This window comes from Thioclava sediminum, from assembly GCF_002020355.1.
In the GTDB taxonomy this organism is placed as follows: Bacteria; Pseudomonadota; Alphaproteobacteria; order Rhodobacterales; family Rhodobacteraceae; genus Thioclava; species Thioclava sediminum.
This window is the reverse complement of record NZ_MPZV01000005.1, coordinates 318,173-336,740: the sequence shown is the minus strand read 5'-3', so window position 1 is coordinate 336,740 and position 18,568 is coordinate 318,173. Positions and strand designations below refer to the sequence as shown.

General features: G+C 65.2%; 21 protein-coding genes. 8 read left to right on the top strand and 13 right to left on the bottom strand.

Going from position 1 to position 18,568, the window contains the following annotated elements:
- The first annotated feature begins 12 nt into the window (after window positions 1-12).
- Together BMI91_RS19270 and BMI91_RS19265 are read left to right on the top strand one after the other, a co-directional pair.
- Entirely contained in the window at window positions 13-1,530 is a 1,518-nt protein-coding gene (locus BMI91_RS19270) for a thiamine/thiamine pyrophosphate ABC transporter permease ThiP (protein WP_244176691.1), read from the top strand.
- Window positions 1,514-2,209: a thiamine ABC transporter ATP-binding protein gene (locus tag BMI91_RS19265; protein WP_078606281.1), complete on the top strand. Its 696-nt coding sequence runs from the start codon at window positions 1,514-1,516 to the stop codon at window positions 2,207-2,209. The genes BMI91_RS19270 and BMI91_RS19265 overlap by 17 nt, the downstream gene beginning before the upstream one ends.
- Before the next feature lie 133 nt (window positions 2,210-2,342).
- Here the strand turns inward: BMI91_RS19265 and BMI91_RS19260 are convergent, their stop codons facing one another.
- Window positions 2,343-3,473 (bottom strand): S-(hydroxymethyl)glutathione dehydrogenase/class III alcohol dehydrogenase, encoded by a 1,131-nt coding sequence (locus BMI91_RS19260; protein WP_078542798.1) that lies wholly within the window; start codon window positions 3,471-3,473, stop codon window positions 2,343-2,345.
- Window positions 3,474-3,546: 73 nt separating this feature from the next.
- Here BMI91_RS19260 and BMI91_RS19255 point away from each other — a divergent pair, with 73 nt between their 5' ends.
- The 5 genes from BMI91_RS19255 to BMI91_RS19235 all read left to right on the top strand — a co-directional run bounded on the left by BMI91_RS19255 (window position 3,547) and on the right by BMI91_RS19235 (window position 6,916).
- On the top strand, window positions 3,547-3,915 hold the full coding sequence (locus tag BMI91_RS19255; RefSeq protein ID WP_078601696.1) for an I78 family peptidase inhibitor: 369 nt from the start codon (window positions 3,547-3,549) through the stop codon (window positions 3,913-3,915).
- A gap of 5 nt (window positions 3,916-3,920) precedes the next feature.
- Complete coding sequence (locus BMI91_RS19925; protein WP_158522201.1) at window positions 3,921-4,223, top strand: I78 family peptidase inhibitor; 303 nt, start codon at window positions 3,921-3,923, stop codon at window positions 4,221-4,223.
- Between the two features lie 286 nt (window positions 4,224-4,509).
- Complete coding sequence (locus tag BMI91_RS19245; RefSeq protein ID WP_078547833.1) at window positions 4,510-4,857, top strand: DUF2794 domain-containing protein; 348 nt, start codon at window positions 4,510-4,512, stop codon at window positions 4,855-4,857.
- Window positions 4,858-4,967: 110 nt separating this feature from the next.
- On the top strand, window positions 4,968-6,068 hold the full coding sequence (gene aroC, locus BMI91_RS19240) for a chorismate synthase (RefSeq protein ID WP_078606280.1): 1,101 nt from the start codon (window positions 4,968-4,970) through the stop codon (window positions 6,066-6,068).
- Between the two features lie 227 nt (window positions 6,069-6,295).
- On the top strand, window positions 6,296-6,916 hold the full coding sequence (locus BMI91_RS19235; protein WP_078606279.1) for a TetR/AcrR family transcriptional regulator: 621 nt from the start codon (window positions 6,296-6,298) through the stop codon (window positions 6,914-6,916).
- On the opposite strand, the gene BMI91_RS19230 is transcribed toward BMI91_RS19235, so the two are convergent.
- The 7 genes from BMI91_RS19230 to BMI91_RS19200 all read right to left on the bottom strand — a co-directional run bounded on the left by BMI91_RS19230 (window position 6,917) and on the right by BMI91_RS19200 (window position 12,523).
- On the bottom strand, window positions 6,917-7,702 hold the full coding sequence (locus BMI91_RS19230) for an NYN domain-containing protein (RefSeq protein ID WP_078571977.1): 786 nt from the start codon (window positions 7,700-7,702) through the stop codon (window positions 6,917-6,919).
- Between the two features lie 91 nt (window positions 7,703-7,793).
- Complete coding sequence (locus BMI91_RS19225; RefSeq protein WP_078606278.1) at window positions 7,794-8,141, bottom strand: antibiotic biosynthesis monooxygenase family protein; 348 nt, start codon at window positions 8,139-8,141, stop codon at window positions 7,794-7,796.
- A gap of 77 nt (window positions 8,142-8,218) precedes the next feature.
- Window positions 8,219-9,025 (bottom strand): cytochrome c1, encoded by an 807-nt coding sequence (locus BMI91_RS19220; RefSeq protein WP_232621623.1) that lies wholly within the window; start codon window positions 9,023-9,025, stop codon window positions 8,219-8,221.
- A 20-nt stretch (window positions 9,026-9,045) separates the two neighbouring features.
- Window positions 9,046-10,362, bottom strand: coding sequence for a cytochrome b (gene petB / locus BMI91_RS19215; protein WP_078520170.1), 1,317 nt, complete (start codon window positions 10,360-10,362; stop codon window positions 9,046-9,048).
- A gap of 12 nt (window positions 10,363-10,374) precedes the next feature.
- Window positions 10,375-10,935: a ubiquinol-cytochrome c reductase iron-sulfur subunit gene (petA, locus tag BMI91_RS19210; RefSeq protein WP_078520169.1), complete on the bottom strand. Its 561-nt coding sequence runs from the start codon at window positions 10,933-10,935 to the stop codon at window positions 10,375-10,377.
- Window positions 10,936-11,312: 377 nt separating this feature from the next.
- Window positions 11,313-12,026: a response regulator gene (locus tag BMI91_RS19205; RefSeq protein ID WP_078606277.1), complete on the bottom strand. Its 714-nt coding sequence runs from the start codon at window positions 12,024-12,026 to the stop codon at window positions 11,313-11,315.
- Entirely contained in the window at window positions 12,026-12,523 is a 498-nt protein-coding gene (locus BMI91_RS19200) for a MarR family winged helix-turn-helix transcriptional regulator (RefSeq protein WP_075775697.1), read from the bottom strand. Before BMI91_RS19200 ends, BMI91_RS19205 begins: the two co-directional genes overlap by 1 nt.
- Before the next feature lie 152 nt (window positions 12,524-12,675).
- On the opposite strand from BMI91_RS19200, the gene BMI91_RS19195 reads away from it, so the two are divergent.
- Window positions 12,676-13,545: a branched-chain amino acid aminotransferase gene (locus tag BMI91_RS19195; protein ID WP_078520167.1), complete on the top strand. Its 870-nt coding sequence runs from the start codon at window positions 12,676-12,678 to the stop codon at window positions 13,543-13,545.
- A gap of 86 nt (window positions 13,546-13,631) precedes the next feature.
- Here the strand turns inward: BMI91_RS19195 and BMI91_RS19190 are convergent, their stop codons facing one another.
- The 5 genes from BMI91_RS19190 to fzlA form a co-directional block, all read right to left on the bottom strand.
- Window positions 13,632-13,817 carry a hypothetical protein gene (locus tag BMI91_RS19190; RefSeq protein ID WP_078520166.1) on the bottom strand — a complete coding sequence of 62 codons (186 nt, stop codon included), beginning with the start codon at window positions 13,815-13,817 and terminating at the stop codon, window positions 13,632-13,634.
- Between the two features lie 104 nt (window positions 13,818-13,921).
- Window positions 13,922-14,863: a DMT family transporter gene (locus BMI91_RS19185; RefSeq protein WP_078606276.1), complete on the bottom strand. Its 942-nt coding sequence runs from the start codon at window positions 14,861-14,863 to the stop codon at window positions 13,922-13,924.
- Between the two features lie 46 nt (window positions 14,864-14,909).
- On the bottom strand, window positions 14,910-15,950 hold the full coding sequence (gene queG / locus BMI91_RS19180; protein WP_078606275.1) for a tRNA epoxyqueuosine(34) reductase QueG: 1,041 nt from the start codon (window positions 15,948-15,950) through the stop codon (window positions 14,910-14,912).
- A gap of 152 nt (window positions 15,951-16,102) precedes the next feature.
- On the bottom strand, window positions 16,103-17,629 hold the full coding sequence (locus BMI91_RS19175) for an FAD-dependent oxidoreductase (RefSeq protein ID WP_078606274.1): 1,527 nt from the start codon (window positions 17,627-17,629) through the stop codon (window positions 16,103-16,105).
- Between the two features lie 213 nt (window positions 17,630-17,842).
- Entirely contained in the window at window positions 17,843-18,508 is a 666-nt protein-coding gene (fzlA, locus tag BMI91_RS19170) for an FtsZ-binding protein FzlA (RefSeq protein ID WP_078542813.1), read from the bottom strand.
- Window positions 18,509-18,568 lie beyond the last annotated feature (60 nt).

Below are 18,568 nucleotides of genomic sequence, written 5' to 3'. Positions count from 1 at the left end.
CCCCTCTGGGCGATGCTGGCGGGTGCGGCTTTGGCCGCGCTCGTCCTTGGCACGTTGGCGGCGGTGACGCTCCGCGCGGGCGGGCTGACGGGGCTGCGCGAGACCGACCTCGCCGCGATCCGCTTCACGCTCTGGCAGGCGGCGGCCTCGGCGCTGATCTCCTGCGTGCTGGCGATCCCGGTCGCGCGGGCGCTACATCGCCGTCGCTTTGCGGGGCGGGGGCTGCTGATCTCGCTCCTCGGGGCGCCGTTCATCCTGCCGGTGATCGTCGCCGTCTTCGGGCTGATCGCGGTGTTCGGGCGGCGCGGGCTGGTCAATGCGGCCCTCGCGCCCTTCGGCATCGATCCGATCTCGATCTATGGCGCGCAGGGCGTCATCATCGCCCATGTCTTCTTCAACCTGCCGCTGGCCACGCGGATGATCCTGCACGGTTGGGAGGCGATCCCGGCCGAGCGGTTCCGCCTTGCGGCCACCCTCGGCTTCGGCCCGGCCGAGGTCACCCGCCACCTCGAACGCCCGATGCTGCGTAGTGTCCTGCCCGGTGCGTTTCTCGCGATCTTCCTCGTCTGCCTGACCTCCTTTGCGGTCGCTCTGACCTTAGGGGGCGGGCCGCGCGCGACTACGGTGGAGCTGGCGATCTATCAGGCCTTCCGCTTCGATTTCGACATGGGTCGCGCGGCGAGCCTTGCGCTGGTGCAGGTCGCGATCTCGGTCGCAGCCCTGCTGGTCGCGGCGCGCGCCACTCTGCCGTCGAGTTTCGGTGCGGGGCATGACCGCCGCGCTACGCCGATCCCGCAGTTGTCCGGCGGGGCGGATCGCGTGGCCTTCGATACGCTCGCGATCCTTCTGGCGGCCGTCTTCCTGCTGCTCCCCATCGGGGCGGTCTTCGCCCGTGGGCTGCCTGCGCTGGCCGATCTGCCCGAGATGATCTGGCCCGCCACGCTGACCTCGCTGGTGATCGCGTTGGCCTCGACGATGATCACTCTTGCCATCGCCCTGCCGCTTGCGCTGGCCGCCACGCGGCAACGCTGGGCGGAGATCGCGGCGATGCTGCCGATGACCGCGTCGAGCCTCGTGATGGGGACCGGCGCTTTCCTGATCGCGCGGCCTTTCGTGAACCCCACGGACCTCGCTCTGCCGATGGTGCTGCTGACCAATGCCGCGCTGTCGGTGCCTTTTGCGACCCGCATCCTGATGCCCGAAATCCGGACGCTGCAGGCCGATTACGACCGGCTCGCCGCCTCGCTCGGGCTGCGCGGCTTTGCCCGGCTGCGCCTGCTGACGGTTCCGCGCCTTGCCCGGCCACTGGGCTTTTCGGCGGGGCTGGCCGCGGCCTTCTCGATGGGCGATCTGGGCGTCATCACGCTGTTCTCGGACGGACAGACTCGCACCCTGCCGCTGGCGCTTTTCCAGCTCATGGGCTCTTATCGCATGGATCAGGCGGCGGGCGCTGCGAGCCTGCTCCTGATCCTCACCTTCGCGCTTTTCTGGGCGCTCGACCGCGCGGGGCATTATGCTGACCCTCGATAGACTGACCCTCACACAGGGCGATTTCCGCCTCGATGCCGACCTCACGATCCAGACCGGCGCGCGCGTCGCGCTGATCGGCCCGTCCGGCGCGGGGAAATCGACACTGCTTTCGGCCATCGCCGGGTTCTTGCCGCCCGCAAGTGGCCGCATCCTCTGGCAGGGCGAGGACATCACCGCGGCGCCACCGGGGGAGCGCCCGCTCTCGATCCTGTTTCAGGATCAGAACCTTTTCCCGCATCTCCGGCTCGAGACCAATCTCGCGCTCGGCCTGAACCCGAAGGGCAAGATCGACGCAACCGACCGCGCCCGGATCGAGACCGCGCTGGCGCGTGTTGGCCTTGAGGGTATGGAGAAACGCAAACCCGGCGCGCTGTCTGGCGGGCAGCAAAGCCGTGCGGGGCTCGCGCGGACGCTGCTCCGTGGCCGGCCGATCCTGCTGCTCGACGAGCCCTTCGCGGCGCTGGGGCCCGCGCTGAAATCCGAGATGCTGGCGCTGGTGGCCGAGATCGCCCGCGAACAGGGCACGACGGTGCTGATGGTCAGCCACGATCCCGAGGATGCGCGCGCGCTTTGCCCGCAGACGGTTCTGGTGGCCGAGGGCCACGCCCATGCGCCGCAAGAGACCGGACCGCTTCTCGACGATCCGCCGCCTGCGCTGCGGGATTATCTGGGGAGTTAGGGGCGCTGCCCCTCTTCGCTGGCGCGAATTCACCCGGGGATATTTGACCAAGAGCGAAGGGGAGATCACTCCTTTGTCTTCGCCTTGGTCCAAATATCCCGGGGGTCCGGGGGCAGCGCCCCCGGCCTTGGGCTTAGTAGATCACGACCGAGCGGATCGACTCGCCCGCATGCATCAGGTCGAAGGCTTTATTGATGTCTTCGAGCGGCATCGTGTGGGTGATCATCGAGTCGATCTCGATCTTGTCGTTCATGTACCACTCGACGAATTTCGGCACATCGGTCCGACCCTTGGCGCCGCCGAATGCGGTGCCTTTCCACGTCCGGCCCGTGACGAGCTGGAACGGGCGGGTGCCGATCTCGGCCCCCGCGGGTGCGACGCCGATGATGACCGACACGCCCCAGCCGCGATGCGAGCATTCCAGCGCGTCGCGCATCACCTGCACGTTGCCCGTGGCATCGAAGGAATAGTCCACGCCGCCGATCTGGTCGCGCTCGGTCTTGGTCAGGTTGACGATCTGCTGCACCACCGGGACGTCCGATTTCGAGGGGTTCACGAAATGGGTCATGCCGAATTTGCGGGCCATTTCCTCTTTGCCGTCATTCAGGTCCACGCCGATGATCATGTCGGCACCCGCCATGCGCAGGCCCTGAATCACGTTCAGACCGATGCCGCCGAGGCCGAAGACCGCCGCGGTCGAGCCGATCTCGACGCCTGCGGTGTTGATCACCGCGCCGATGCCGGTGGTGACGCCGCAGCCGATATAGCAGATCTTCTCGAACGGCGCGTCGTCGCGGACCTTGGCGAGCGCGATCTCGGGCATCACCGTGTGGTTCGCGAAGGTCGAGCAGCCCATGTAGTGATAGATCGGCGTGCCATCGAGCATTTTGAAGCGCGTGGTCCCGTCGGGCATCAGGCCCTGACCTTGGGTGTTGCGGATCGCGGTGCAGAGGTTCGTCTTGCCCGAGAGGCAGGACGGGCATTCGCGGCATTCCGGCGTGTAGAGCGGGATCACGTGATCGCCCGGCTTCAGCGTGGTGACGCCTTCGCCAACCTCGAGCACGACGCCCGCACCCTCATGGCCGAGGATGGTCGGGAAGATGCCCTCGGGGTCAGCGCCCGAGCGGGTGAATTCGTCGGTGTGACAGATGCCGGTGGCCTTGATCTCGACGAGCACTTCGCCCGCTTTCGGGCCTTCCAGCTCCACTTCCATGATTTCGAGCGGTTTTCCCGCCTCGAGCGCGACTGCGGCACGGGTTCTCATGGGCGCATACTCCTTGTATAAATTCCGCAATAGCCTGCGTTATCGGCGCGGCCAATGCAATGAAGGGTGCGACATGTTGAAACGATTTTTCGTCATGGGTTCGATGCTGGCGCTTGCGGCCTGCGATCCCGCGGGTCCGATGAGCGAGACCCCCACGGATGGCGCCGCTCCCGCGCCTCAGGCCGAAGCGCCCGCGCCCTATGTCACCCCGCCTGTCACCCTCACCAAAGGCGGCCTGCAGGAGCGCGAGCCCGACACTTGCGGCGCGGTGAACTACACCTCGGTCCTGGGTCAACCGGCGGCGCAGATCCAGACGCTGGGGATCACCAAACCCTATCGCATCGTGGAATGGCGCGGCGTCGAGGATCAGGTCTACAACCCGCAGCGCGTCGTGTTCCGGCTCGACTCGCGCGGGAACGTCTACAACATCGATTGCGGGTGAGCCTGATGGAACGGGGCAGGGCGCGGATCGGTCTGATCGTCACGCTTGGGGTCGCAGCCTTCGGGCTCGCGGCCTGCCAGCCGTACCGCATGCCGCCGCGGTCGGGTCCGCCCGCGGCCGTCACCTGTCCGCCGCCGGGGCTCGCGGCGCTGGAAGGGCGGCCTGAAGCGGTGCTGGCGGGGCTTACCCTCGCGCGGCCCCATCGGATCATTCATCCGGGCGATGCGGTGACGATGGATTACGCCCCGGATCGGGTGAATTTCGAGATCGACGAGAGCGGCACGATCGCGGCGGTGCGCTGCTACTAGGGCAGAGAGTGCTGCGGATCGGGAAAAGGAAAAGCCCCGTGTCTGACCAGGACACGGGGCTTTTCTGCAGGAGGGAAAAGCGCCCGACGATACGAACTGGGTGGGGGCTGTTTACCGCACCGTCGGGCTTTTAGCGTTTTCCGCTGAATTGAAGGTGGCTTGGAAACCCGGCAGGAAGGCGCAGGAAATCAGGCATTTTCGCGGTCTTATTCCGGCGCGGCAAAGGCGCATGCAACCTTAGCGCGGGTGGGCTTGATTTGCGCCACGCGCGATGTACCCTTTGTAAATGACGGTTCAAACGCCTTCCCCCCATCCGAACCCTTCCGGCGTGCCGGAGCAGATCGCTTTCGATCGCTCCGAGCTTGGCGTGATCCTGTCGCTTTACGGGCGCGCGGTCGCGGCCGGGGAGTGGCGCGATTACGGGATGAGTTTCCTGCGCGATGTCGCGGTCTTCTCGATCTTTCGCCGCGCCGCCGAAGTGCCGATCTACCGGATCGAGAAACGGCCCGCGCTGCGTTCGAAACAGGGGCAATATGCGGTGATCGGGCAGCAAGGGCAGGTGCTTCGGCGTGGCCACGATCTGCGCCAAGTGCTGCGCGTCTTGGAGCGCAAGCTGATCCGCGCGGTGGAGTGAGCGCGCCACGTGCAGTGACGGAGAGTGCCGCGCCCAACGCCATGCGCGTTGCCTCGCAGCCCCTGACTTGCTAAGCCAGCGTCGAAGGAAACCTGCGAGGCGCGTGTCCCATGTCGTTCAACACTTTCGGTCATCAGTTCCGCGTCACCACCTGGGGCGAAAGCCACGGGCCTGCGCTTGGCGCGACGGTGGATGGCTGCCCGCCCGGCATCGAGATCGACGAGGCTTTCATCCAGCAATTCCTCGACCGGCGCCGTCCGGGCCAGTCGAAGGAGACGACCCAGCGCAAGGAGCCCGACGCGGTGCGCATCCTGTCGGGTGTGTTCGAGGGCCGCACGACCGGCACGACGATTCAGCTGATGATCGAGAATACCGATCAGCGCTCGAAGGATTACGGCGAGATCGCGCGGCAGTTCCGTCCCGGTCATGCCGATATCACCTATCACCAGAAATACGGTGTCCGCGACTATCGCGGCGGCGGGCGCTCCAGCGCGCGCGAGACGGCGGCGCGTGTGGCCGCCGGGGGCGTCGCGCAGGCGGCGCTGCGCCAGTTGATCCCCGATCTGCAGATCTATGGCTACATGGTGCAGATGGGCGCGAAACATCTGGACCGCGCGAAGTTCGACCGGGACGCGATCCTGCAGAACCCGTTCTTCCTGCCCGATGCCGAGGCTGCGGATGAATGGGCCGATTACCTCGCCGCGATCCGCAAGGGTCAGAACTCGGTCGGAGCCGCGATCGAGGTGGTGGCCGAGGGCTGCCCGGCAGGTCTGGGCGCGCCGATCTACGCCAAGATGGATACCGAGCTGGCTGCCGCGATGATGTCGATCAACGCTGTGAAAGGCGTCGAGATCGGCGAGGGCATGGCCTCGGCAGCCCTGACCGGCGTCGACAATGCCGACGAGATGGTGATGGGCCCCGACGGCGTCGAATATCTGTCGAACCACGCAGGCGGTATCCTCGGCGGGATCACCACCGGTCAGCCGATCACGGTGCGCTTTGCGGTGAAGCCGACCTCGTCGATCCTGACGCCGCGCCGCTCGGTCAATGTCGCGGGGGAAGAGGTGGAGGTGATCACCAAGGGCCGCCACGATCCTTGCGTCGGCATCCGCGCGGTGCCGGTGGCCGAGGCAATGATGGCCTGTGTGATCCTCGATCAGTTCCTGATGGACCGGGCGCAGACTGGCGGTGTGCGCGGGACGATCGGCTGAGGGGGCGCTGCCCCCGTCGCCGGAGGGCGACATTTGCGGTGGAAGAGGGGGCTCTGCCCCCGCTCCTTCGGAGCCCCCCGGGATATTTTGACCAAGCCGAAGATAGGCTGCAGTCTGCCGGATCGCCGGTGCAGAGCGCCATGACGTCACGTGTGCGACCTTGCGGGATGTGAACCGCCCGGTTTATTCTGCGAGCCCCGGGGGCGTTTCCCGGGACCGGAGGGCAGATGTCACAGGCAGATCAGATCAATCGCGGGCGCAAGTTCGATCAGGTGCTCGAAGGGGCGCGGACGATCTTTCTGCGCGATGGGTTCGACGGGGCCTCGGTCGATGACATCGCCAAGGAAGCGGGCGTCTCGAAAGCCACGCTTTACAGCTATTTCCCCGACAAGCGGCTGATGTTCGTCGAGGTCGTGCGCTCGCAACTGAAAGAGCAGACCGACAGCGCCGTTGCCACGATCGATTTCGGCGCGGCCCCCGAGGTGGTTCTGTCGCTCGCCGCCGCGCAGATTGTCGACTCGATGAGTTGCAAGCTGAATCAGGGGCTCTACCGGCTCTGCGTCGCCGAATCCGAGCGGTTTCCCGAACTGGGCCGCGCCTTCTACGCGGCGGGGCCGGAACTGGTGCATGAACTGCTGATGGACTATCTGCGCTGCGCTGCCGATCGGGGCGAGCTGGTGATCGACGATATCGACCTTGCCGCCTACCTCTTCATCGAGCTGTGCAAGTCGGAGCTGCACCCGAAGCTTCTGTTCGGGATTTGCGACAGCTTCTCCGGCGAGCAGAAAGAGCGCGTGATCCGGGGTGCGGTCGCGATGTTCCTTGCGCGCTACGGGGCGAAGGCCTGATCAGGCCAGATCGCGCACCATCCACTGATTGCCTTCACCGCGCTGCAACTGGAAGCGGCCCGTCTTGATCAGCAGGTCCGACAGCTTCGCGCTGCCATAGGTGCGGGTGTCGAAATCCGGGTTGGCCTGCGTGATGAACTGGCCGAGTTGGCCCAGCGAATACCATTCCTCTTCGAGACCGATCGCTTTCATCGCGTTGACGATGATCGGGATCGCGGCTTTGGGCTCCTGCTTGCCGCCCGAAGATTTCGGGGCGCTGGTGCTGCTGGTCTTGTCCGAAGTCGGCTTGGCGGTGGTGTCGGTGGTGCTGTCGCCATTGCCGAGGTTCTCGACATAGATGAAGCGTTTGCAGGCCTTGCGGAAGGCCTCGGGCGTCTTCTGTTCGCCGATGCCATAGACGTCCAGCCCCTGCTCGCGGATGCGGGCGGCGAGGCGGGTGAAGTCGCTGTCCGAGGAGACCAGCACGAAGCCGTCGAACAGATCCGAATGCAGGAAATCCATCGCCGCGATGACGAGGCCGATATCGGAGGCGTTCTTGCCCTTCGTATTGGCGAATTGCTGATCCGCGACGAGGCCCAGTTCGGCCACGCGCTTGGCCCAGCCCGCGAGGCGCTGCGCCGACCAGTCGCCGTAGATGCGGCGCACCGAGGCTTCGCCCAGCGAGGCGATCTCTTCGAAGATCGCTTCGGCATATCCGGCGGGGACGTTATCGGCGTCGATCAGCACGCACAGGCGCGGGGCGCGGGAGGCGGGGCTGATATGGGGCAGCTCGGAAATGTCGGGCATTGTTACTCCTCTTGTCCCTTCCCAGATAGCCCGCTTGCCCCCGACATCCAAGAGCGCGGACGCTTTGCGCCGCGTCAGCAGAGGGAGAATTTCAGCGCCCCTCGGGCCCGTCATACTGGCGTTCGACCTTGGCGACGCGTAGCGCGTAGTGGCGATACCAGCGGTCCTTGCCGAGTTGCTGCGCGAGCTGGTGCTTCGCCACAGCCTTCCACGCGATCAGCGCCGCCTCGTCGGCCCAGTAGCTGACGGTGAGGCCGAAGCCCGTCGCGTCGCGTGCGCTTTCCATCCCGATATAGCCGGGCTGCTCTGCGGCGAGCGCGGCCATCTGTTCGGCCATCGCGCCATAGCCCTCATCGCTCGCCCCGGGCAGAGAGGCGAAGATCACCGCGTAATAGGGCGGGTCGGGCAGGGGCGCGAAGCCGGGGGGGCGGGTGGACATCGGCCATCTCCAAAGAACGGAAAACGCCCCCTCGCGGGCGAGGGGGCGTTCATCAGTCTAGCAGGTCGAGCCCGGGCTTACAGGTCGAACTTCTTGCCCTTATGGGGCGCCCAGAGCTTCTTGTTGGTCAGGTAGAGCAGCGTGCTCAGCACCGCCAGCATCAGTACCGCGACGAAGCCCCAGCGCTTGCGCGATTCCAGCTTCGGCTCGGCAGTCCACATCAGGTAGGCAGCAACGTCCTGAGCCATCTGTTCGACGGTGGCGGGCGTGCCGTCCTCATATTCGATGAGGTCTTCCGAGAGCGGCGGAGGCATGGCGATCCAACCACCCGGGAAGGTGTGGTTGCCGTAGAAATACGAGCCTGCTTCTTCCTTCTCTTCGCCGGTGTAGCCGGTCAGGACCGAGTAGATATACTCGGGGCCGCCGATGCCGCGGAAGAACTGGTTGATGCCGAGGCCGTAGGGGCCGTGGAAGCCCGCACGCGCTTTCGCCATCAGCGACAGATCCGGACCCATGCCCATGCCGGAGATGAACGGGAAGTGGTCAGTCTCCTTGCCGGGGCGTTCTTCGCCGGTTTCCTTGTCCATCACGGTGAACTCGGCGGCATAGGCACGGACCCATGCCGGGTCCATCATCGGGCCGCCCTGATCAGCGAGCGTGCGGAAGGCGACATAGCGCAGGCCGTGGCAGGCCGAGCAGACCTCCCGGTAGACCTGGAAGCCGCGGCGCAGCTGCTGTTGGTCGAAGGTCCCGAAGGGGCCCTCGAAGGAGAAGTCGATATCCTCGACATGGCTTTCGCCGCTTTCGGCCGCCATCGCCGGGGAGGCCAGGGCGCTTGCCCCGATCACCAGCGCCGACAGGGCAGAGATCAGAAGATGTTTCATTTGGTGTCCCTCTTCCTTACTCATTCAGCCGATTTGATGTCGTAGTGGTGGTTGAAGTCTTCCTCGATCGTCGCCGGCATCGGTTGCGGCTTCTCGATCAGGCCAAGCAGCGGCAGGATCACGAGGAAATAGACGAACCAGTAGGTCGCGCCGATCAGCGAGATGTAGGGGTAGATCCCGTCGGTCGGCATCGCGCCCACCCACATCAGCACCATGAAGTCGATCGCCAGCAGCCAGAACCACCATTTGAACATCGGGCGGTAGGCGCCCGAGCGCACTTTCGAGGTGTCGAGCCACGGGGCCAGCGCCATCACGAGGATCGCGCCGAACATCGCGAGCACGCCGAAGAACTTCGCGTCGACGATGCCGAAGGTGATCCAGTTGACGAACATCACGGCCCAGACGTCCGAGGTGAAGGCGCGCAGGATCGCGTAGAACGGCAGGAAGTACCATTCCGGCACGATGTGTGCGGGCGTCGCCAGCGGGTTCGCCTCGATGTAGTTGTCGGGGTGGCCGAGATAGTTCGGCATGAAGCCCACAACCGCGGCGAAGACCAGCAGGATCACGGCGAGCGCGAAGAGGTCCTTGATCACGAAATAGGGCCAGAAGGGCAGAGTGTCCTTCTCGGCTTCCGCTTTCGAGCCGGTGCGGACCGGAACGCCGGTCGGGTTGTTGTTACCCGTGGTGTGGAAGGCCCAGATGTGAACGACGACGAGCGCCGCGATCACGAAGGGCAGCAGGTAGTGCAGCGAGAAGAAGCGGTTCAGCGTCGCGTTGTCCACCGCCGGGCCGCCCAGCAGCCAGGCCTGGATCGACTCGCCGATGCCCGGGATCGCGCCGAACAGGCCGGTGATCACGGTCGCGCCCCAGAAGGACATCTGACCCCAGGGCAGAACGTAGCCCATGAACGCCGTGCCCATCATGCACAGGTAGATGATCATGCCGATGATCCAGGTAATCTCGCGGGGCGCCTTGTAGGAGCCGTAATAGAGGCCGCGGAAGATGTGGATATAGACGGCGAGGAAGAACAGCGAGGCGCCGTTCGCGTGAATGTAGCGCAGCATGTAGCCGCCATTCACGTCGCGCATGATGTGCTCGACCGAGGCGAAGGCCAGATCGACATGCGGGGTGTAATGCATCACCAGAACGATGCCGGTGACGATCTGCAGCACGAGGCAGAAGGCCAGCACGATGCCCCAGATCCACCACCAGTTCAGGTTCTTGGGGGTGGGGATCATGATCGTGTCATAGATCAGCCCGATGATCGGAAGACGCTTATGCGTCCATTTCTCGAAGCCCGTCTTGGGCTCGTAATGGTCGTGGGGAATGCCCGACATTTAAATGCCTCCTCAGCCCAGCTTGATGGTGGTTTCATCGGTGAACTGGGCCACCGGGATATCGAGATTGCGCGGTGCGGGGCCTTTGCGGATCCGGCCGGCGGTGTCGTAATGCGACCCGTGGCAGGGGCAGAACCAGCCGTGGTAATCCCCGGAGCCGTTGCCGATCGGCACGCAGCCCAAGTGGGTGCACACGCCGATCATCACCAGCCATTCGCCCGCTTCGTCGAGGGTGCGGTTCTCGTCGGTCGCTTCGGCGCCCGGCTTGTTCGCGTTCTCGGCGGAGGTGTCGACCAGATCGGAGAGCGGCACTTCACGCCCCAGTTCGATCTCTTCCTCGGTGCGGCGGCGGATGAAGACCGGCTTGCCGCGCCATTTCACCGTGAGCTGCGTGCCGGTCTCGACGCCCGAGATGTCGACATAGATCGACGAGAGCGCCTTGACGTCGGCCGAGGCATTCATCTGGTTCACCAGCGGCCAGACGGCTGCGCCGGTCACCACCGCGCCGGTGCCGGCGGTGGCGTAGTAGAGGAAATCCCTCCGGGTGCCTGCGTTATTATCTGCGTGGGACACGTTGTCTCTCCTTCCCGGGCCCGCGAGGGGGCCGATAGTGACGTGCCGGGGCACGTCGCGAGGTGCCGCCAAACATGGCCGCTCTCATACCAATCACGAATTTGTCAGTCCAGAACACATTCGCCTGAATTTGTGTTGAGGGGCAGTTAAATGTCGCTCTTGCAACAGATCACCCAAGGTCAATGGCCATGCGCATCGGCGAAGGGGGCCGCGCGAGAAGCTCGACGCACAAATACTGCTCCCTATTGGGGAAAAGCGATTCGTGGCCTTAAAAACATATAACAAATTCGCATTTTTGAAGATGAGCGGGCCCCACGCGGCGCCTATCGCACCCCGTATGGTGGCCCCTCAACATGTAGTATCCGCCGTCCTTCCATTCAGTCGGGCGCGAGCAGGTAGCCCAGACCGCGCACCGTCTGCAGATAACGCGGCTCGCGGGGGTCGCGCTCGATCTTTCGGCGCAGGCGCGTGATCTGAACATCGACCGCCCGATCGCCGCCGCCTTCCTCGCCACTGCCGCGCTCGCGGCCCAGCTCCTCGATCAGTTCCGTGCGGCTGACCACGTCGCCCGCATGAGTCGCGAAGATACGCATCAGCTGCACCTCGGTTGCGGTCAGCTTCACCAGCGCATCGCCATCCCACAACTCGCCCCGCTCCTGATCGTATTTCAGGGGCCCCAGCGAGAGGTATTTCGGACCGCTCTCGGTCTCCTGCGGCACCCGGCGCAGGATCGCGTTGATCCGCAGCAGCAGTTCCTTCGGTTCGAACGGTTTCGCGAGATAGTCGTCGGCGCCCGCTTCCAGCCCCTCGATCCGCTCGCGTGTTTCGCCGCGCGCGGTCAGCAGCAGGATCGGCGTCGCGATCGATCGGGCGCGCAGATCGCGGGTCAGCGACAGCCCGTCCTCGCCCGGCATCATCACATCCATCACGATCAGGCTGAATTCCAGCCCCGACAGCAGCGACCGCGCATGGCCCGCGTCGCGCGCGGCGGTGACGAGAAAACCGTGGCGCTGCAGAAAGCTCTTCAGCAGCGTCCGGATGCGCTCGTCATCGTCGACGATGAGGAGATGAGGGTCGGCCGAGTAGGGCATCAGTCGTCTTTCATCATTTGATAGAGCTTGTGCAAGTCGGGGCCCATCATCGCCTCGAGAACCTGCCGGAAGCCCGCCACCGCCTGCGGTCCCGCCGCGCGATAGGCAGAGCGCATCCGGCCCCGCTGCGCCTCGGACAGCGCGCGTTCCAGCGTCTCGCCCTCGGCGGTCAGATGCAACCGCCGCTCGCGCTTGTCGCGGGTGCCGACGCGGCTTTCCACCAACCCGTCCTCGATCAGCGTGCGCAGCACCCGGTTGAGCGATTGCTTGGTCACGCCCAGAACCGCGAGCAGCGTCGTCACCGTCAGCCCCGGCTGGCGGTTGATGAAATGCAGCGCGCGGTGATGCGCGCGCCCGTAGCCGTATTCTTCGAGCAGACGGTCAGGATCGGCGGTAAAGGCGCGATAGGCGAAGAACATCGCCTCGATGCCCTTGCGCAATTGCTCGTCCGTCAGGAAAAGAAGTGTCTCGCCCCCGGGGCTTCCGCTATCTGCCATATCGTCCCTCTCTTTTGCGTGACTTTATGTCAGCCTTGTTGACTATCCAAGACTCAACTGCTACCGCAGAGCAGTTTTGACGCAACAAAGTGTCCACTTCGGACGCAAGTTGCGCAATATTCGTAAAATGGCGTGACTGCAAGGAGAGTAAGATGTCGGGCTCGTATGACGATCGTGACGGCAAGATCTGGATGGATGGACAGCTTGTGGATTGGCGCGACGCCAATGTCCACATCCTGACTCACGCGCTGCATTACGCGTCCTCCGTCTTCGAAGGCGAGCGTTGTTACAACGGCAAGATTTTCAAAGGCGAAGAGCATTCCGCCCGCCTGCGCAGATCGGCGCAACTGCTCGACATGGAAATCCCCTATTCGGTCGAAGAGATCGAAAAGGCCAAATACGACATGCTGAAAGCCAATGGCTGGACCGACGCCTATGTGCGCGCGGTGGCTTGGCGCGGCGCGGGCGAGGATATGGGTGTCTCGGCGCGCAAGAACCCGGTGCGTCTGGCCGTCGCTGGCTGGGAGTGGGGCAATTACTACGGCGATGCGAAGATGCAGGGCGCCAAGCTCGACATCGCGAAATGGCGTCGTCCCGATCCGCGCACCATTCCCGCCGAGGCGAAGGCCGCCGGTCTCTACATGATCTGCACCATGTCCAAGCACGCCGCCGAAGATCGCGGCTATTCGGATGCGCTGTTCATGGACTGGCGCGGCTACGTGGCCGAGGCGACCGGTGCGAACATCTTCTTCGTGAAAGACGGTGAGGTTCACACGCCCAAGGCCGACGTGTTCCTCAACGGGATCACCCGTCAGACCGTGATCGGCCTGCTGAAGGAAAAGGGCATCACCGTCCACGAGCGCCTGATCGAGCCGACCGAACTGGCCGAGTTCGAACAGTGCTGGCTCACCGGTACCGCCGCCGAGGTGACCCCGGTCAGCCAGATCCGCGACTTCAACTTCGAGGTCGGCGCGCTGACCCGCGATATCGCCGAGACCTACGAGAAACTCGTGCGCGCCTGATCCGCGCTTCGGTCGAGAAAACAGAAGGGCGTGCCCCCCGGCACGCCCTTTCGCGTTTTCACAGCTATTTTGCGCCGATCAGGTCGTCAGGTGGCTTCAGCCCGCTCGATCCGCAGGAACTGTTTCATCCGCGCGCCGTGGTCGGGCCGCCCGCGTTTGCTGAGCTCCTTGATCACCGGGTGGATGCCTTCGCGCCGTTGCAATTCGAGAAACCGCTTCACGCGCGGCCCTTCTGCCTTGAGTTCGGCGCGGTCGATGATGTGACGGGACATATCTTCCTCCTCTCGTCATCGCCTCTGATAGCGGGACTATAGCACGATTCGACTGAGTCGTGACGCAGGGGCAGGCAGGTTTATTGTCGCAGGCGGATCGGCGCTCAGCCTTGGGGGGGACCGGCCTTGCGTGCGCGTTTGCGCTCCAGTCCCAGCTGGTGTTCGCGCAGAATGATCGCGATGCCCGCGACGATGATCAGCGCCGCACCCGCGAGCGTCGCATGGGTCGGAACTTCGGCAAAGACGAAATAACCGATCAGGAGCGCCATGAGCATCGAGGCATAGTCGAAAGGTGCTATCAGCGAGGCGTCGGCGAAGCGATAGGCTGAGGTGATCATGATCTGGCCAGTGCCGCCGATGAGCCCGGCGAGGATCAACAGCGTCGCCTCCCACACTGTCGGCACGACCCAGCCGAAGGGCAGAGACAGGAGTGAAAGCACAGTGGCGGTGCAAGAGAACCAGAAGACGATGGCGGAGGTGCGCTCCGATCCGACCATGCGGCGGATCTGAATTTGCGCGAGCGCGGCGCAGGTAGCCCCCGCGAGTGCCAACCCCGCGCCAAGTGCCTCCGCGCCGCCTTCCGGCCCGCTACCGCCAAGCTTCGGCCAGAGCACGATCAGAACGCCGACCATCCCGAGCCCCACGGCGGAGAACCGGAACACCCGAACCGTCTCGCCCAGCAGGAGCGCCGCGAAGACGACCGTCAGAAGGGGCGCCGCATAGCCCAGAGCGGTTGCCTCGGGCAGTGGCAGGAAGGCGAGGGCGGCGAAACTCAGCGCCATCGCGGTGGTTCCCACGACGCCGCGCATGACGTGGTTGATCGGTCTTTCGACCCGCAACCCGCCCTGCAATTCACCGCGCCACAGCAACCAGAGCAGGATCGGCACGATGCCGAAGAAAGACCGGAAGAACACCGCCTCGCCCGGCGGCACCCGGTCGGAGACCGATTTGATCAGCGCCTGCATGATGACGAAACCGGTGACGGTGCCGAGCTTCAGCGCGATTCCAAGGAGCGGGCGAGGGGTCTGGGTGGTAACCGGTGTCATGACCGCGATCAGATAGGCCGTGAGCGGGGCGCGGCAATCGGTTTCGTCACGCTGCTTGCTCCAGCCGTGATAGCGCCCATTGCGCGGCCTCGGCCACCACTGGATCGGGATCGTCCAGATGCGGGCGCGCAGCCTCGGCCAAACCCGGATCGCCAGAGTTTCCAATCGCATAGAGCACATTGCGCAGGAAGCGGTCGCGCCCGATCCGCTTGATCGGCGAGCCCGCGAACCGCGCCCGGAACCCGGCATCGTCGAGTGCGGCCAATTCCGCCAGAGGCGGCGCGCCGACGCCGCCGTGATAGCGCGCCTCACGCGCCTCGGCGGCGAACTTGTTCCACGGGCAGACGGCCAGACAATCGTCGCAGCCATAGATGCGGTTGCCCATCTTGGCGCGCAGCTCTTCGTCGATCGGCCCCTTATGCTCGATCGTCAGATAAGAAATGCAGCGCCGCGCATCGAGTTGGTAGGGCGCCGGAAAGGCCTCGGTCGGGCAGATGTCGAGGCAGGCCGTGCAAGACCCGCAATGGCTGATCTCCGGCGCGTCGGGCGGCAGCTCCACCGTGGTGAAGATCGCGCCGAGGAAGAACCAGCTGCCCAGATCGCGCGCCAGAAGGTTCGTATGCTTGCCCTGCCAGCCTAGCCCCGAGGCCTCGCCCAAGGGCTTTTCCATCACCGGGGCGGTGTCGACGAAGACCTTGATCTCCGCGCCTTCGGGCGCCTGATCGAGCAACCAGCGCCCGACGCGCTTGAGCCGCTTCTTCACCAGATCATGGTAATCCTTGCCCTGCGCATAGGCCGAGATCACCCCGTGATCGCGCGCTTTCAGCAGGTCCAGCGGGTCGTAATCGGGCGTGTAGGTCTCGGCCAGCATCACCACCGAGCGCGCCTCGGACCACAGCGCCGCCGGGTCGCCGCGCCAGCCCATGCGCTCTTCCATCCAGCCCATCTGGCCATGCATCCCCGCGCCCACGAAGGCGGCCAGCCGTTCGGCGGCCTGCGGGATGGCGTCGGGCGTGGTGATGCGCGCCTTCGAGAAACCCTCGGCAAGGGCCGTCTCGATCAACCGCGCTTTCAACTCCGCACTCATGGCTTCGCCTTGGTCCAAATATCCCGGGGGGCCGCGCCGCAGGCCGGCGGGGGCAGAGCCCCCTCGGCGCGTGACGGATGCGGCCCGCATCGCACCGTCGCCGTATCCTTTCGAAGCCGGGCGGGCAAGACAAGGGCCGGGAGCAGCGCGCGTCAGGTGGCGAAATGCGCCGCTGCGTAAGCCTCCACCGCGCGGGCCGTGTCGGCAAGCGGCGCGCTCAGTGCCACGTAGCCGTCGGGTCGCACCAGCACCGCCGCGCCGTCATGGCCGAAGATCTGGGCGAACGCCTCCGCGTGGTCGGGGGCAGGGCGCAGTTTCAGGCTTTTTGCAAAAGGACTCTGCGGGGCGGGGCCATCCCCGGCGCAAAGCAGAACGAACCCCGACGGATCGACCAGATCCTGCGCGCGGGCCGGATGCCATGCCCCATCGCGCGCCACCTCCAAGAGCGGGTCGGGAAGCCGCGCACCCGGTGCGATGGTGCCGCGCGCATGCGGGCCGTCGGCGAGCGGCCCGCCCTCATAGCCGATCGCGATCTGGCCCATCCGGGCCGCGACTTTCTCCTGCACGAGGTCGCGGCTGCCGAGATAGGGGCTGATATGGTCGATCAGCATCCGACGCACCGGCGAGGTCGAGGCCATGTTGGCGGTCAGCGCTTCGGTCCCGTGCAGCAGGTCACGGATCACCGGCAGCCGCTCGGCCTCGTAGCTGTCGAGCAGGTTTTCGGGCGCCGTCCCCTCGATCACCCGCGCGAGTTTCCAGCCGAGGTTCATCATGTCCTGCATGCCGGTGTTCATTCCCTGACCGCCCGCGGGCGAGTGGATATGCGCGGCATCGCCGCCCAGCAGGAAGCGCCCAACGCGCAGCGTCCCGACCATCCGGCTGTTGATCGCGAAGCGCGAGGACCACGAAAGGTCATGGAGCGTGGCGGGTAGATGGGCGCGGGCGTCGAAGATCTCCTGCAGCGTTTTCAGATCAGGCTGCTCGCTGCCCGCGACATCGGAGGCGATGAGCCGGAAACGTCCGCCGCCCAAGGGGAACATGCCCAGAAAGCCCTCGCCGGAGGAGAAGATATGCAGTTCTTCGGGGTCGAGCGCGCCGCTGACCATCTGATCGCTCAGCACGAAACCCTGACCCACGGATTTCCCCTCGAAGGGCAGATTGAGCGTGCGGCGGATCAGGCTATGCGCCCCGCCGCTGGCGATTACCCAATCGGGGCGTAGCTCTTCGAGCGTGCCGCCGGGGCCGCGCAGCACCGCTGTGGGCCGCGCCTGAGCATCATGGCCCTCGCGGGCGATGGCGACGAGTTCGGTGTCCCATTCCGTTTCCACACCGAGGGCCGCGCAGGCGTCGCGCAGCACGGTCTCGGTTTCGACCTGTGAGACGAAGAGGATATAGGGGAAGCGGCTCTCGAGATGGGCGAAGTCGAGCCGGAAGAGCGGGGCGCCCTCGCCATAGAACTGCGCGATCCGGGTCTGCACGCCGCGCGCCACAAGGGTGTCCGCCAGACCGCGCTGCGCCAGCATCTCCAGCGTGCGGGCCTGAACCGCGATCGCGCGCGAGGTGGTGGCGGGGCTTGCAGATTTCTCGATCAGGCGGACGGGCACGCCCTGGCGGGCCAGTTCGTAAGCGGCGGTGAGACCGGTCGGGCCGGCCCCCACGATCAGCACGGGATGGGGCATGGCAGTCCTCGCTTTGCAGTCCGGGCCAAGCTCTGGATCGGCTTGGGCCTGTCCCTGAGGTAGCGAAGCGAATGATTAAATCAAATGTTTGAATTTTGCGAGACGCGCACCTTTCCGTGAGCCAGCACCGTGCCGCGCCAAATGACTGCGCCGCCCGCTGGGGCGGACGGCGCAGTGTAAGAATGGCGAGTTTGGGTAGGACGCGCGCGGCGCTTAGAAATCCAGCTCCGCATATTGCGACGCGGGCGGCATGCCGGGCAGCTGATCGGCCAGAAGCGAGCGGAAGGCCGGGCGCGACTTGATTTTCGCATACCAGTCCTTCACGGCCTCCTGCCGGTTCCAGTCGACGTCGGAAATGTAATCGAGGCAGCTCAGATGCGCGGCCGCCGAGAAATCCGCGAGCGTCATCACGTCGCCCGCAAGCCAGCGCCGCTGTTCCAGCAGCCAGCCCATGTAATCGAGGTGATACTTGATCGCCGTAAGGCCCGCCTTCACCGTCTTGCTGTCCGGATAACCTTCCTTGCGGACCTTCTTCCAGACCCGCTCGCCCATGATCCGCGCGGTGACCTCGGCGTTGAACTTGTCGTCGAACCACGCACACAGGCGGCGCACCTCGTAGCGCGCGGCCGGATCGCGCGGCATCAGCGGCGCGTCGGTATGGGTCTCGTCGATATATTCGCAGATCGCCTGGCTCTCGGCCATCATCATGCCGTCCATCTTGAGAACCGGGACCTTGCCCGCCGGGTTGCGGCGCAGGAAATCGGGCTGCTGTTCCCAGTAGCGTTCCTCGACGAGTTCGACCTCGAGTTTCTTCTCGGCCAGCGTGAGGCGGACCTTGCGGCAGAACGGGGAGAGGGCGACATGGTAGAGGCGGATCATCGGGGCGACGCTCGCAATTCTCGTTGGGGGATTTGAGAAACTGATAACGGCGGGCGCGGG